Genomic DNA, 15,395 nt, shown 5'->3' with positions numbered 1-15,395 from the left:
GTGACAGATCAAGGCTGCCCGACATCGTACAGAGCGCCCAGTCAGCTTACGGGCGAAGCCGGCATTTGATAATTGTTTGCATTTGCACGTCAAGCACCGGGCTCTGCGGCAAAAACCAGGATAGCCTTGCAGCCCGCAAACGGCGGCACTTAAGGATCGATATGAAGTTTCTCTGCGCCTCCAGCGAACTCGCACCCAACGCCAGCCTCGGTTTCGATATCGACGGCCGCAAGCTGTTTGCCGTGCGCCGCGAAGGCATTGCCTACTTCTATATCAACCGCTGCCCACATCGCGGGGTGCCGCTGGAATGGCAGCCGCACCAGTTTCTCGACCCCAGCGCCAGCCTGATCCAGTGCGCCACCCATGGCGCGCTGTTCCTGATCGAAAGCGGTGAGTGCGTCGCCGGCCCTTGCGCCGGCCAGAGCCTGACAGCCCTGCCCGGCCGCGAGGATGAACAAGGCCTGTGGGTACAACTCTAGTCGCCGAGCAATACTTCCAGCCGGCGATCGACGCAGATTTCCTCTGACGTCACTCGTACGCCATAGGCCAGCACCTCGACGCCCGCCGCCTTGGCCTCACGCAACGCTGCCGCGTAACCGGCATCAATTTCTTCGGCAGGACGCACCGCATCGATCCCCGAGAGGTTGACGCAGTACAACTGCACTGCCCGTACACCCTCACGCGCCAGATGCGCCAGCTCACGCAGATGCTTGGCACCGCGCTGGGTCACGGCATCGGGAAACGCCGCCGTCGAGGTCCCGTCAAACCCGAGGGTGACGCTTTTGACTTCGACATACGCCGCGCCCGCCGGGTAGTCCAGGCGGAAATCGATCCGGCTGTTTTCCTGGCCGTAGGCGACTTCGCGTTTCAAGGCAGTAAAGCCATTGAGCTCGGTGATAACCCCCGCGCGCAGCGCTTCTTCAACCAACTGATTGGCCCGCGCCGTGTTCACACACGCCAGGCGCCCTTGTGGGGTTTCGCTGATTTCCCAGGTGCCTGGCAGCTTGCGCTTGGGGTCATTGGAGCGGCTGAACCAGACCTGGCCACCTTCCACCATGCAGTTGAACATCGAGCCGGTGTTCGGGCAGTGAATGGTCAACAACTCGCCGGTAACGGTTTCGATATCGGCGAGAAAACGCTTGTAGCGGCGGATCAGCCGGCCTTCTTCAAGGGGAGGATTAAAGCGCATCAGCCTTGCCAACTCCGCAGGCCGCGGGCAATCCGTTCAACGGCTTGCTGTAGGCGATCAAGGTTTTGCGTGTAGGCAAAACGCACATGGTGACCGGCTTGATAACGGCCGAAATCCAGGCCCGGCGTGAACGCAACGTGCTCGGTTTCGAGGAAGTGCCGGCAAAACGCGAAGGCATCGCCGCCGAATGCGCTGATATCGGCATACAGGTAGAACGCGCCTTCCGGCTCCACGGCAATACCGAAACCCAACTCGCGCAGCGCTGGCAGCAGGAAATCGCGACGCCGGCCAAACTCGGCCCGGCGGTCTTCAAGAATGTTCAATGTTTGCGGGGTGAAGCAGGCCAGGGCCGCATGCTGGGCCATGCTCGGCGCGCTGATGTAGAGATTCTGCGCCAGCTTCTCCAGCTCACCCACCGCAGCAGGCGGCGCCACCAGCCAGCCCAGGCGCCAGCCGGTCATTCCGAAATACTTCGAAAAACTATTTAGAACGAAGGCTTCATCGTCGACTTCCAGCACGCTGGCGGCATCGGTGCCATAGGTCAGGCCGTGGTAGATCTCATCCACCACCAAATGCCCATTGCGCGCCTTGATGGCGCTCGACAACCCCGCCAACTCGTCCCGCGTCAGGATGGTGCCGGTAGGGTTGGCAGGCGACGCGACCAACGCGCCCACGCTGTCCTGATCCCAATGGCGCGCCACCAGGTCGGCGGTCAGTTGATAACGCACCTCGGGGCCGACCGGGACCAGTTGGGCCGCGCCCTCCACCAGCCGCAGGAAGTGGCGGTTGCAGGGGTAGCCTGGGTCTGCCAGCAGCCAGTGCTTGCCAGGATCCACCAGCAGGCTGCTCGCCAGCAACAAGGCTCCCGAGCCGCCGGGAGTAATCAGAATTCGCTCGGGATCGATGCTCAACCCGTAGCGCTGCTGGTAGAAACCGCTGATGGCTTGCCGCAACTCCGGCAGCCCGCGGGCCGCGGTATAGCGGGTCTTGCCATTGGCCAGCGCCGCCTGCCCGGCCTTGATGATGGGCTCGGCGGTGGTGAAGTCCGGCTCGCCGATTTCCAGGTGAATCACGTCGTGACCGGCGGCCTGCAATTCATTGGCCCGCGCCAGCAACGCCATGACATGGAAAGGTTCGATAGCGCGGCTGCGCGCACTGTAGGGCTGAGCCATTAGCCTTCCTTAACTCTGAGGACAAACCCCGATTCTACCCAACCCGCCGCGCAAAACCTGCTCTATTGCCCCAAGACATGTAGCAAGCACGGCAAGCAACTACCTGCAAAACAGCTAAAATCAACATTCGAGACCGTACAAGCCCGCCCTGCTGGGGCCTGCGGCGGTTTGCAAGCCTCAGGAGACGGTGCCTCGACAACCGGGAGTGGCGCACCCCGAATCTATCTGGTAAGTTCGCCCGCTTGCAGCCGCAGGGCCGGCAGGTGTCGGTGATGTTGCAATCCTGCGCAATGGATTAGAAGAGTGAGAGGCGGTCCATTCATGCCCACCCAAGCAAAGCAACAGAGCATCAGCGGCTTCCAACCCTACGTCGAGGCGAAGGGTGAGGAATACATGGGCAAGCCCATGCGCGAACACTTCTCCAAGATCCTGAAGCAGTGGAAACAGGACTTGATGCAAGAGGTTGACCGTACCGTTGACCATATGAAGGACGAAGCGGCCAACTTCCCGGACCCGGCAGACCGTGCCAGCCAGGAAGAAGAGTTCGCCCTTGAACTGCGCGCCCGTGATCGCGAGCGCAAGCTGATCAAGAAGATCGACAAGACCCTGCAACTCATCGAAGACGAAGAGTACGGCTGGTGCGAGTCCTGCGGCGTCGAGATTGGTATTCGCCGCCTGGAAGCGCGTCCTACCGCCGACCTGTGCGTGGACTGCAAGACCTTGGCTGAAATCAAGGAAAAACAGGTCGGCAAGTAATCACTGCCGGGCTGGACAAATGGGGCGTGCGAACGCCCCATTTTTGTTTCTGGCGTTTGCTGGTTTTCCAGTAATATCCGGCCCATGACAGCCTCCTCCTATATCGGGCGTTTCGCCCCCACGCCCAGCGGACACCTGCACTTCGGTTCCCTGGTTGCCGCCCTCGCCTCCTACCTCGACGCCCGTGCCAACCAAGGCCGCTGGCTGATGCGCATGGAAGACCTCGACCCGCCACGGGAAGAGCCCGGCGCCCAGGCCGCCATCCTGAATGCCCTGGAACGCTATGGTTTTGAATGGGACGGGGAGTTGGTCCGACAAAGCGAGCGGCACGATTCCTACGCTGAAGTGCTCAACCGCCTGTTCAATCATGGCCTGGCCTACGCCTGCACCTGCTCGCGCAAGCAACTGGAGCCCTATGCCGGGATTTATCCGGGACTGTGCCGCAATGCCGGGCATGACCAGCAAGATGCCGCCATCCGCCTGCGAGTGCCGGAGTTGGAGTACCACTTTACCGACCGCGTACAAGGCAAATTCCGACAGCATCTGGGTCGCGACGTAGGCGACTTCATCATCCGCCGTCGCGACGGCCTGTATGCCTACCAACTGGCGGTAGTCCTCGATGATGCCTGGCAAGGTGTGACCGACATCGTGCGTGGCGCCGACCTGCTCGACTCCACGCCGCGCCAACTGTATCTGCAAGAACTGCTGGGCCTGCGCCAACCGCGTTACCTGCATGTGCCGCTGATCATCCAGCCGGACGGTAACAAGCTGGGCAAATCCTACCGCTCACCGCCCTTGACCACTGACCAGGCCACGCCTTTGCTGTTAAGAGCACTGCGCGCCCTGGGCCAGCCGGCGGGCGACGAACTGCACCACGCCAGCCCACGGGAACTGCTGGATTGGGGCATTCAACACTGGGATGCCACACAGATCCCGCGCACACTCACGCTGGCCGAAGCGCAATTGCGCTGAAGGCGCTTGCAGCTTGCGAGCCATCCGTTACCATCGCCGCAGTTTTTCAATCAGAGGCCAACATGTACATCTATCGATTGGTCCTGCTGCTGGTCGTCGGGATCTACCTGTTTTCTCCCGCCATCATGGATTGGTGGATCGACGCCACAGGCGCCTGGTACCGGCCCTATCTGCTTTGGCTGATTCTGATCGTCGTGACTTTCATCCTGCAGAGCCAAAAAGATGCCGATGAGCTTTAGCCTGACCGAGATGCTGCTGATCAGCGCCGCCTACCTGGCCGCGTTGTTCGGGGTAGCCTGGATCAGTGAACGTGGGATGATTCCGCGGGCGATCATTCGCCATCCGTTGACCTACACCTTGTCGTTGGGCGTGTACGCGAGTGCCTGGGCGTTTTATGGCACCGTGGGCCTGGCCTATCAGTATGGATACGGCTTTCTTTCGAGTTATCTCGGGGTGTCCGGCGCGTTTTTGCTGGCGCCGGTGCTGTTGTATCCGATCCTGAAAATCACCCGCACCTATCAGTTGTCGTCCCTGGCCGACCTGTTTGCGTTCCGTTTTCGCAGTACCTGGGCCGGTGCACTGACCACGATTTTCATGCTGATCGGCGTGCTGCCGTTGCTGGCATTGCAGATCCAGGCCGTGGCCGACTCCATCAGCATCCTCACCCGCGAACCGGTGCAACACCGCGTGGCATTGAGCTTCTGCGCACTGATCACTCTGTTCACGATTTTCTTCGGCTCACGGCATATCGCCACCCGTGAGAAACATGAAGGACTGGTGTTTGCGATCGCGTTTGAATCGGTGATCAAGCTGATCGCCATCGGCGGTGTCGGTCTGTATGCGTTGTATGGCGTATTCGACGGCCCGCAACAGCTGGAACTGTGGCTGCTGCAAAACCAGACCGCCCTGGCCGCACTGCACACGCCGTTGCAGGAAGGCCCATGGCGCACGCTGCTTTTGGTGTTCTTCGCCTCGGCCATCGTGATGCCGCACATGTACCACATGACCTTCACCGAAAACCTCAACCCGCGTTCGCTGGTCAGCGCCAGCTGGGGCTTGCCGCTGTTCCTGCTGTTGATGAGCCTGGCGGTGCCGCTGATCCTGTGGGCCGGCCTGAAACTTGGCGCCACCACCAATCCCGAATACTTCACGCTGGGCGTGGGTATTGCCGCCAACAGCAAATCCCTCGCATTGCTGGCCTATGTCGGCGGATTATCCGCCTCCAGCGGGCTGATCATCGTCAGTACCCTGGCGCTGTCGGGGATGGCGCTGAATCACCTGGTGCTGCCGCTCTACCAGCCGCCGGCCGAAGGCAATATCTACCGCTGGCTGAAATGGACCCGCCGGGCCCTGATCGTCGCGATCATCATGGCCGGCTATGGCTTCTACCTGTTGCTGGGTGCAGAACAGGACCTGGCCAACCTGGGCATCGTTGCCTTCGTTGCCACCTTGCAGTTCCTGCCGGGCGTGCTGTCGGTGCTGTACTGGCCGACCGCCAACCGCCGAGGCTTTATCGCCGGTTTGCTCGCCGGGATCCTGGTATGGACCGTGACCATGCTGCTGCCGCTGGTGGGCAACCTGCAGGGCTTCTACATCCCGCTGCTGAACATGATCTACGTGCTGGATGACACCAGTTGGCACATGGCGGCAATTGCCTCGCTGGCGGCCAACGTGCTGATGTTCACCCTGATCTCGCTGTTCACCAACGCCAGCCCCGAAGAAACCAGCGCTGCCGAAGCCTGCGCAGTGGACAACGTCCGTCGCCCGCAACGCCGCGAACTGCACGCCGCCTCACCCCAGGAATTCGCCACGCAACTGGCCAAGCCGCTGGGCGCCAAGGCCGCACAAAAGGAGGTCGAGCAGGCCCTGCGCGATCTCTACTTGCCGTTCGACGAGCGCCGGCCTTATGCCCTGCGCCGCCTGCGGGACCGTATCGAAGCCAACCTTTCCGGCCTGATGGGCCCGAGCGTGTCCCAGGACATGGTCGAGACCTTCCTGCCCTACAAGGCCGGCGGCGAAAACTACGTGACCGAAGACATCCACTTCATCGAGAGCCGGCTGGAGGATTACCACTCCCGCCTCACCGGCCTTGCCGCCGAACTCGACGCCCTGCGCCGTTATCACCGCCAGACGTTGCAGGAACTGCCGATGGGCGTCTGCTCCCTGGCCAAGGATCAAGAGATCCTGATGTGGAACAAGGCCATGGAAGAGCTTACCGGCATCGCCGCCCAACGTGTGGTGGGCTCGCGCCTGAACACCATTGGCGACCCGTGGAAAGAATTGCTCCAGGGCTTCATCAACCTGCCCGACGAACACTTGCACAAACAGCACCTGGCGCTGGATGGCCAGACCCGCTGGCTCAACCTGCACAAGGCCGCCATCGACGAGCCACTGGCGCCCGGCAACAGCGGCCTGGTGCTGCTGGTGGAAGACCTGACCGAAACCCAGATGCTCGAAGACAAGCTGGTGCACTCCGAGCGCCTGGCCAGCATCGGGCGCCTGGCCGCGGGTGTGGCCCATGAAATCGGCAATCCGATCACCGGTATCGCCTGCCTCGCGCAAAACCTGCGGGAAGAGCGCGAAGAAGACGGCGAAATCATCGAAATCAGCGGGCAGATTCTCGAGCAGACCAAGCGTGTTTCGCGCATCGTGCAGTCGCTGATGAGCTTTGCCCACGCGGGCGCCCATCAGAATCACGACGAAGCGGTGTGCCTGGCCGAAGTGGCCCAGGATGCCATTGGGCTGCTGGCCTTGAACCGGCGCAATTTCGAAGTACAGTTCTTCAACCTGTGCGACCCGGAACACTGGGTCGACGGTGATTCACAACGCCTGGCCCAAGTGCTGATCAACCTGCTGTCCAACGCCCGCGACGCATCGCCGGCCGGCAGCGCAGTACGGGTCAAGAGCGAGGCTTTCGAGCACACGGTCGATCTGATCGTCGAGGACGAAGGCAGCGGCATTCCACAGAACATCATGGATCGATTGTTCGAACCCTTCTTCACCACCAAGGATCCGGGTGAAGGTACCGGTCTGGGCCTTGCACTGGTCTATTCCATCGTTGAAGAGCATTATGGACAAATCACCATCGACAGCCCGGCTGACACCGAAAGCCAACGCGGCACCCGTATTCGGGTGACCTTGCCGCGTCATGTCGAAGCGACGTCCGCTGTGAACTGAGACCGTCGAGAGAGTTGAATCAATGCCGCACATTTTGATCGTCGAAGACGAAACCATTATCCGCTCTGCCTTGCGTCGCCTGCTTGAACGTAATCAGTACCAGGTCAGCGAAGCCGGCTCGGTGCAGGAAGCCCAAGAGCGTTTCAGCATTCCCACGTTCGACCTGATCGTCAGTGACCTGCGTTTGCCAGGCGCCCCCGGCACCGAGCTGATCAAGCTCGGCCAAGGCACTCCGGTGCTGATCATGACCAGCTACGCCAGCCTGCGCTCGGCCGTGGACTCCATGAAGATGGGCGCGGTGGACTACATCGCCAAGCCCTTCGACCACGACGAAATGCTCCAGGCCGTAGCGCGCATCCTGCGTGACCGTCAATCGGCCAGCAGCGCACCGGCTGAACGCCCGGCAGCGGGCAAGGCCGCCAATGGTTCTGAAAAACCCGGTATTGACAACAGTAACGGCGAAATCGGCATCATCGGCTCCTGCCCACCCATGCAGGACCTGTACAGCAAGATCCGCAAAGTGGCGCCAACCGACTCCAATGTACTGATCCAGGGCGAGTCCGGTACCGGTAAAGAACTGGTGGCCCGTGCCCTGCACAACCTGTCCAAGCGCGCCAAGGCACCGATGATCTCGGTGAACTGCGCGGCGATTCCCGAATCCCTGATCGAATCCGAATTGTTCGGCCATGAAAAAGGCGCCTTTACCGGCGCCAGCGCTGGCCGTGCGGGTTTGGTTGAGGCCGCCGACGGCGGCACGCTGTTCCTCGACGAGATTGGCGAACTGCCGCTGGAAGCCCAGGCACGCTTGCTGCGGGTACTCCAGGAAGGCGAAATACGCCGCGTCGGTTCGGTACAGTCGCAGAAGGTCGACGTACGACTGATTGCGGCCACTCACCGTGACCTGAAGAGCCTGGCCAAGATTGGCCAGTTCCGTGAAGACCTTTATTACCGCCTGCACGTGATCGCTCTCAAACTGCCGGCCCTGCGTGAGCGCGGCGCTGACGTCAACGAAATCGCCACGGCCTTCCTGGCGCGCCAGAGTGCGCGCATCAACCGTACCGACCTGAAGTTTGCTGCCGATGCCGAGCAGGCGATTCGTCACTACTCCTGGCCGGGTAACGTGCGGGAGCTGGAAAACGCGGTAGAGCGTGCGGTGATTCTGTCGGAGAGCCCGGAAATTTCCGCCGAGCTGCTGGGGATCGATATCGAGCTCAGCGACCTGGATGATGATGACTTCATCGGTTTGCCACCGCAGCAAGGTGGCGGCAGTAACAACAGCCACGAGCCGACGGAAGATTTGTCACTGGAAGATTACTTCCAGCATTTCGTGCTGGAGCACCAGGACCACATGACCGAGACCGAACTGGCGCGCAAACTGGGCGTCAGCCGTAAATGCCTGTGGGAACGGCGCCAGCGCCTGGGTATCCCGCGGCGCAAGACCGGGGTTGCCAGCGAAAGCTGAGTGGGTTGCCCCCACAGGTAACACCCTCAGATGTGAAAAAACTGTTACCGCTGATTTTTCACGTAACAAAAGCCGGGGCTTACGGTAACGAAGCCCCGGCTTTTTTTCGCCTTCAACAAACCCGAAAACGCCCCAAACCCCTTATTTTGCTGGGCCTCGCAAAAGTTGGCACGCACCCTGCTATATGCTTAGTACAAAAACAATAACAAGCAAATGTACAAGACAATAAAAATAAGACGAATCGACTCACGCATAACAAAAACAACACGGCGGAGGCGCAGCTAACTGATTCTTTTGGAGAGGCGTTGCATTTGGGGCTTGCCCCGCAACCAGGCCGAGAACAACAAAAACTGCCCTAAGGCAGAGCCTGAACTGGTTGGATCGTAGATCAGCAACACAGCGACCAAAGCAATCCGTTTGCTCTTGGCTCCCGATTGGGAGTGTCATGAAGGTGAAGCTTCATGGCGAGGGCGATCAACAAAAACAAGAAGCCCGAAACCAATAATAAAAATAGAGCACGCAACTACTTCTGGGGGAGCTTCGGCTCCCCTTGTAGTTTCTGCGATTTGGCACTTGCCACCCTTCTTTTAAGCTTCTGGCTCAAGCCTTGCAGCTAGTTCCTACACCATCCCCTGACTAAATGCTAGAATCCCGGCCCATCATGCGGTCATTCTTCGTTATGGCCGAACATTCCTTCAAACAGTGCATCCCATGCTGAAGAAGTTGTTCCAGTCATTCCGTTCTCCCTTGCGTCGTACGCAACACAAACGCAGCACGCCTGAAGTGCTCAATAGCAGCCAGCATTCGCTGCAACGCGCCCAGTTCAGCCGTTATGCGGTGAACATCGTCGAACGTTTGCAGAACGCCGGCTACCAGGCCTACCTGGTTGGCGGTTGCGTGCGCGACATGTTGCTCAATATCACTCCCAAGGATTTCGACGTCGCCACCAGCGCCACGCCGGAACAAGTGCGTGCCGAATTCCGCAATGCGCGGATCATCGGCCGGCGCTTCAAGTTGGTGCACATCCACTTTGGTCGCGAGATCATCGAGGTCGCGACCTTCCGCGCCAACCATCCGCAAAACGATGAAGAAGAAGACACTAACCAGTCTTCCCGCAACGAAAGCGGGCGCATCCTGCGGGACAACGTCTACGGCACCCTGGAAGAAGACGCGCAACGCCGCGACTTCACCATCAATGCCCTGTATTACGACCCGGTCAGCGAGCGCATTCTCGATTACGCCAATGGCGTACACGACATCCGCAACAACCTGCTGCGCCTGATCGGCGACCCGACGCAACGCTACCAGGAAGACCCGGTGCGCATGCTGCGGGCCGTGCGTTTCGCCGCCAAGCTGAACTTCGGCATCGAGAAGCACACGGCCGCGCCGATTCGCGACCTGGCACCGATGCTGCGGGAAATTCCCTCGGCCCGGCTGTTCGAAGAGGTGCTCAAGCTGTTCCTCTCCGGCTATGCTGCCGACACCTTCGAAATGCTGGTAGACCTGCAGTTGTTCGACCCACTGTTCCCGGCCAGCGCCGAAGCACTGGAGTACAACCCGACCTACACCCACACGCTGATCAGCGAAGCCTTGATCAACACCGACCTGCGCATCAAGCAGAACAAACCGGTAACCCCGGCGTTCCTGTTTGCCGCCCTGTTGTGGCCAGCGCTTCCAAAACGCGTCATGCGCTTGCAAGACCGTGGCATGCCGGCAATTCCGGCCATGCAGGAAGCCGCTCACGAGCTGATCGCCGAGCAATGCCAGCGCATCGCCATCCCGAAACGCTTCACCATGCCGATCCGCGAGATCTGGGACATGCAGGAGCGCCTGCCACGCCGCAGCGGCAAACGCGCCGACCTGCTGCTGGACAACCCGCGCTTCCGTGCCGGCTATGACTTCCTGCTGCTGCGCGAAAGCGCCGGCGAGCAGACCGACGGCCTGGGCGAATGGTGGACCGACTACCAGGACGCCAACGACAGCCAGCGCCGCGAGATGATCAAAGAGCTCAGCAGCAAAGGCGAAGCCACCGGCGATGGTCCGAAAAAACGTCGCCGCAGCAGTGGCAGCAAGCGCAAACGCAGCGCTGGCGATTCATCGAGCGCGTCGGGCGAGTAAGCACGTGGAACGTATCTACGTCGGCATGGGCAGCAACCTGGCTGCCCCTGAGCAACAATTGCGCGACGCCATCGAGGCCCTCGCGCAATTGCCGGACACCACGCTGGCGGGCGTCTCCGCCTTCTATCAAAGTGATTCCCTGCTCCCGGGCCAGCCGCGCTATACCAATGCGGTCGCGGCCCTGGACAGCGCGCTTGCACCACTGGAACTGCTCGATGCGCTGCAAGCCATCGAGAATGACCAGGGCCGCGAGCGTCTTGAGCGTTGGGGCCCGCGCACCCTGGACCTGGATATCCTGGTGTTTGGCGACCGGCTGATCGATGAGCCACGCCTGAAGGTGCCGCACTATCAAATGCACCTGCGGGCGTTCGTGCTTTACCCGCTGGCAGAACTGGCCCCGGCCAGCCTGCAACTGGCCGATGGCCGCCTGCTCGGCGACCTGCTGGATGCCTGCCCGTTTGTCGGCCTGGAACGCCTGCCTTCAAACCTGTAGGAGCGAGCTTGCTCGCGAAAAACCTGAGAACACCGCTGGGCGCCAGGCTTCCCGCGTCATCATTGACGACCTTCGCGAGCAAGCTCGCTCCTGCATTTACTACGCATCATTTACTGCTGAATCGCATCAGTAACAGCGGTAACACCACCGCCGTAACAATGCGGTAACACATCCAATTGACTTCCAGAGTCCTCCTCACGACTATAGGCGTCCCGCTGCCGCCTACCCGGCGCTAAAGGGCGCAATCCAGGCCTTATAAGCACTGATCCTTAAGAAAGTGCGCCTGTATAAACGAAGACTCACGCGCGTTACTCGCTGTTTCCAAGCGCCTGAATGAGGACCCTTTTCATGCCAAACGTTACCCTGAGCACCTTGCAGAGCCTCAAGCTCAAAGGTGAAAAGATCACCATGCTGACCTGCTACGACGCCACTTTTGCCCAGGCCAGCAGCCAGGCAGGAGTTGAAGTGTTGCTGGTGGGGGACTCCCTGGGCATGGTTCTACAAGGGAATGACAGCACCCTGCCCGTCACCAACGATGAAATCGCTTACCACACGGCCTGCGTCAAGCGCGGCAACGAAGGCGCCTTCATCATTGCCGACCTGCCCTTCATGGCCGATGCCACCATCGAACAGACCCTGACCAACAGTGCTCAACTGATGCGTGCCGGTGCACACATGATCAAGGTTGAAGGTGCCGCCTGGCTCGCCGAGTCGATTCGTTTGCTGGCTGAACGCGGCGTACCGGTTTGCGCGCACATGGGCCTGACGCCACAGTCGGTGAATATCCTCGGCGGCTACAAGGTACAAGGCCGCGGCGAAGCCCAGGCGCGCCAGATGCGGGCCGATGCCATCGCCCTTGAACAGGCCGGGGCGTGCATGATTCTGCTCGAATGCGTGCCAAGCGAGCTGGCATCGGAAATCACCCAGGCCGTTAAAGTACCGGTGATCGGTATCGGCGCCGGTTCTGCCACAGACGGCCAGGTATTGGTACTGCATGACATGCTGGGCCTGTCCCTTACCGGCCGCGTACCCAAGTTCGTGAAGAACTTCATGGCGGGCCAGGACAGCATCCAATCAGCCCTCGCCGCCTATGTCAGCGAAGTCAAAGCCGTCACCTTCCCGGGCGCCGAACACGGATTCTCCGCATGAACACCGTCAAGACCGTGCGCGAACTGCGCGCCGCCGTCACCCATGCCCGCAGTGCGGGCAAGCGCATCGGCTTCGTGCCCACCATGGGCAACCTGCACAGCGGCCATGCCACGCTGGTCACCAAGGCTGCGCAACAAGCGGACTTCGTGGTGGCGAGCATTTTCGTCAACCCGCTGCAATTTGGCGCCGGCGAAGATCTGGACAAGTACCCGCGCACCCTGGCGGCTGACCAGGAAAAGCTGCTTCAAGCCGGTTGCAACCTGTTGTTCGCCCCGACCGTCGAGGAGATGTACCCCGACGGCATGGCCGGCCAGACTCGCGTCAGCGTGCCGCAACTGTCCGAAGGCCTGTGCGGCGCCAGCCGGCCCGGGCATTTTGAAGGCGTGGCCACGGTGGTCAGCAAGCTGTTCAACATGGTCCAGCCGGACTTGGCGATCTTTGGCCAGAAGGACTACCAGCAACTGGCGGTGATTCGCGCCATGGTCCATGACCTGAACATGCCGATCCAGATTATCGGCGAGCCGACCGTGCGCGCCGACGACGGCCTCGCGCTGTCGTCGCGCAATGGTTACCTCACCGACGAACAGCGCGCGATCGCACCGGTGCTGTACCGCAGCCTCAGCCAGATCGCCGCCGCCATTGAAGCGGGCGACCGCGACTTCGCCAAACTGCGCGCCGCACAGGTCCAGCAGATCGAAGCGGCAGGTTTTCGCATGGACTACCTGGAGGTTCGCCAGGGCCTGCACCTGCGTCCGGCCACCGCCGAAGACAAGGACCTGGTGATCCTGGTCGCCGCCTACCTGGGCGCCACCCGGCTGATCGACAACCTGCATCTGCACCTGAACTGACCCCGCCGCACACCCCGCCTGTTGCACTGCCTGATCGGCCGGTATAAAAAAGTACCGGCCACAGCGCAGACAAAGCCAAGACAGATCGACACGCTAGGTTTAATGTATTCGCCCTACGCTCTTCGTTGGCGTTGACCGGAGCCTGTCATCTTCACAAAGACAGGACATTCCCGGCTTTCAAGTGTCCTAAAAGCAGTCCCAGCAATAAAAAGGAAACCCGCAGCGATGGCGTACTACCGCACTCCTCATGACGTTACCGCTCTGCCCGCCTGGCAAGCGCTCAATCAACATCGCCAAGCCATGCAGGATTTCAGCATGCGCGAAGCCTTTAATGCCGATCCCCAGCGCTTTACCCAGTTCACCTTGAGCAGCTGCGGGCTTTTCCTCGATTACTCGAAAAACCTGATCACCAGCGAAACCCGCGACCTGCTGATAGGCCTGGCCAAGGAAGTCGACCTTCAGGGCGCGATCAAGTCGCTGTTCAACGGCGAGCCGGTCAACTCCTCCGAAGGCCGTCCGGCGCTGCACACCGCATTGCGTCGCCCGGTGGGTGACAAGCTGTCCGTCAACGGCGTGAACATCATGCCGGACGTGCACAAGGTGCTGAACCAGATCACTGACCTGGTCGGCCGCATCCACGACGGCCTGTGGCGTGGCTACACCGAGAAGCCGATCACCGACGTGGTGAACATCGGTATCGGTGGCTCGTTCCTCGGCCCGGAGCTGGTGTCTGAAGCGCTGTTGTCCTACGCCCACAAAGGCGTGCGCTGCCATTACCTGGCAAACATCGACGGCAGCGAGTTCCACGAGCTGACCATGAAGCTGCGCGCCGAGACCACGCTGTTCATCGTCTCGTCAAAATCCTTCAACACCCTCGAAACCCTGAAAAACGCCCAGGCCGCCCGCGCCTGGTACCTGGCTCAGGGTGGCTCGGAAGCCGAGCTGTATCGCCACTTCATCGCCGTATCGAGCAACAACGCGGCGGCCGTGGCCTTCGGTATCCGCGAAGAGAACATTTTCCCGATGTGGGACTGGGTGGGCGGTCGTTACTCGCTGTGGTCGGCCATCGGCCTGCCCATCGCGCTGGCCATCGGCATGTCCAACTTCAAGGAACTGCTGTCCGGCGCCTACACCATGGACCAGCATTTCCAGACCGCTCCATTCGAGGCGAACATGCCGGTGCTGCTCGGCCTGCTGGGCGTGTGGTACGGCAACTTCTGGGGCGCGCAGAGCCACGCGATCCTGCCGTACGACCACTACCTGCGCAACATCACCAAGCACTTGCAACAGCTGGATATGGAATCCAACGGCAAGAGCGTGCGCCAGGACGGTACGCCGGTTTCCACCGACACCGGCCCGGTTATCTGGGGCGGCGTAGGCTGCAACGGTCAGCATGCTTACCACCAGCTGCTGCACCAGGGCACCCAACTGATCCCGGCCGACTTCATCGTGCCGATCGTCAGCTTCAACCCGGTTTCCGACCACCATCAGTGGCTGTACGCCAACTGCCTGTCCCAGAGCCAGGCCCTGATGCTCGGCAAGACCCGCGCCGAGGCTGAAGCCGAGCTGCGCGACAAGGGCATGGACGAAGCCGAAGTGCAGAAGCTGGCACCACACAAGGTGATCCCGGGCAACCGTCCGAGCAACACCATTGTGGTTGAACGCATCAGCCCTCGCCGTCTTGGCGCACTGGTGGCGATGTATGAACACAAAGTGTTCGTGCAAAGCGTCATCTGGGGCATCAACGCGTTCGACCAGTGGGGCGTGGAGCTGGGCAAGGAGCTGGGCAAAGGCGTCTACAACCGCCTGACCGGCACCGAAGAACAGCCTGCGGACGATGCGTCCACCCAGGGGTTGATCAACTACTTCCGCGGCCGTCACCGCGGTTGATGGTATCAGCACTACAATGAGGGTCTGAACCTGCGGGAGCGGACCCTTGTAGGAGCTGGCTTGCCAGCGATGCAAACACCTCGGTGAAACTCAATACCGAGGTGATGCAATCGCTGGCAAGCCAGCTCCTACGAGGGTCGCAAAGCTCCCCTCTTGTCGCAAAAAACAA

General features: G+C 60.8%; 13 protein-coding genes. 11 read left to right on the top strand and 2 right to left on the bottom strand.

What is annotated here, in order from left to right; all coding sequences use genetic code 11:
- Positions 1–161 precede the first annotated feature (161 nt).
- A complete protein-coding gene (locus HYE77_RS27160) occupies positions 162–479 on the top strand; it encodes a Rieske (2Fe-2S) protein (protein ID WP_003212149.1) in 318 nt (105 codons plus the stop codon).
- On the opposite strand, the gene sfsA is transcribed toward HYE77_RS27160, so the two are convergent.
- Positions 476–1,189, bottom strand: coding sequence for a DNA/RNA nuclease SfsA (sfsA, locus tag HYE77_RS27155; RefSeq protein WP_003212151.1), 714 nt, complete (start codon positions 1,187–1,189; stop codon positions 476–478). The genes HYE77_RS27160 and sfsA overlap by 4 nt on opposite strands.
- Positions 1,189–2,361 (bottom strand): pyridoxal phosphate-dependent aminotransferase, encoded by a 1,173-nt coding sequence (locus HYE77_RS27150; protein ID WP_008436881.1) that lies wholly within the window; start codon positions 2,359–2,361, stop codon positions 1,189–1,191. The genes sfsA and HYE77_RS27150 overlap by 1 nt, the downstream gene beginning before the upstream one ends.
- Positions 2,362–2,682: 321 nt before the next feature.
- Here HYE77_RS27150 and dksA point away from each other — a divergent pair, with 321 nt between their 5' ends.
- The 10 genes from dksA to pgi all read left to right on the top strand — a co-directional run bounded on the left by dksA (position 2,683) and on the right by pgi (position 15,226).
- Positions 2,683–3,117 (top strand): RNA polymerase-binding protein DksA, encoded by a 435-nt coding sequence (gene dksA, locus HYE77_RS27145; protein ID WP_003212154.1) that lies wholly within the window; start codon positions 2,683–2,685, stop codon positions 3,115–3,117.
- A gap of 84 nt (positions 3,118–3,201) precedes the next feature.
- Positions 3,202–4,089, top strand: coding sequence for a tRNA glutamyl-Q(34) synthetase GluQRS (gene gluQRS, locus HYE77_RS27140; protein WP_177069925.1), 888 nt, complete (start codon positions 3,202–3,204; stop codon positions 4,087–4,089).
- 62 nt (positions 4,090–4,151) lie between these two features.
- The gene (locus tag HYE77_RS27135; protein ID WP_003176118.1) at positions 4,152–4,328 is read left to right on the top strand and encodes a hypothetical protein; all 177 of its coding nucleotides are present in this window, start codon (positions 4,152–4,154) and stop codon (positions 4,326–4,328) included.
- Positions 4,312–7,266: a sensor histidine kinase gene (locus HYE77_RS27130; protein WP_023659379.1), complete on the top strand. Its 2,955-nt coding sequence runs from the start codon at positions 4,312–4,314 to the stop codon at positions 7,264–7,266. Before HYE77_RS27135 ends, HYE77_RS27130 begins: the two co-directional genes overlap by 17 nt.
- Before the next feature lie 22 nt (positions 7,267–7,288).
- A complete protein-coding gene (locus HYE77_RS27125) occupies positions 7,289–8,728 on the top strand; it encodes a sigma-54 dependent transcriptional regulator (protein WP_003212159.1) in 1,440 nt (479 codons plus the stop codon).
- A 711-nt stretch (positions 8,729–9,439) separates the two neighbouring features.
- A complete protein-coding gene (locus HYE77_RS27120; protein ID WP_003212161.1) occupies positions 9,440–10,846 on the top strand; it encodes a polynucleotide adenylyltransferase PcnB in 1,407 nt (468 codons plus the stop codon).
- Between the two features lie 4 nt (positions 10,847–10,850).
- Complete coding sequence (gene folK, locus HYE77_RS27115) at positions 10,851–11,339, top strand: 2-amino-4-hydroxy-6-hydroxymethyldihydropteridine diphosphokinase (RefSeq protein WP_003212163.1); 489 nt, start codon at positions 10,851–10,853, stop codon at positions 11,337–11,339.
- Positions 11,340–11,687: 348 nt separating this feature from the next.
- Positions 11,688–12,488: a 3-methyl-2-oxobutanoate hydroxymethyltransferase gene (panB, locus tag HYE77_RS27110; RefSeq protein ID WP_177069924.1), complete on the top strand. Its 801-nt coding sequence runs from the start codon at positions 11,688–11,690 to the stop codon at positions 12,486–12,488.
- Entirely contained in the window at positions 12,485–13,336 is an 852-nt protein-coding gene (panC, locus tag HYE77_RS27105) for a pantoate--beta-alanine ligase (protein ID WP_003212166.1), read from the top strand. The genes panB and panC overlap by 4 nt, the downstream gene beginning before the upstream one ends.
- 225 nt (positions 13,337–13,561) lie before the next feature.
- Complete coding sequence (gene pgi, locus HYE77_RS27100; RefSeq protein WP_177069923.1) at positions 13,562–15,226, top strand: glucose-6-phosphate isomerase; 1,665 nt, start codon at positions 13,562–13,564, stop codon at positions 15,224–15,226.
- Positions 15,227–15,395: the final 169 nt, after the last annotated feature.

It is taken from the genome of Pseudomonas sp. IPO3774 (genome assembly GCF_013386835.1).
Classification (GTDB): Bacteria; Pseudomonadota; Gammaproteobacteria; order Pseudomonadales; family Pseudomonadaceae; genus Aquipseudomonas.
The sequence above is the reverse complement of the archived record's forward strand: the minus strand, read 5'-3'. Positions and strand labels throughout refer to the sequence as shown.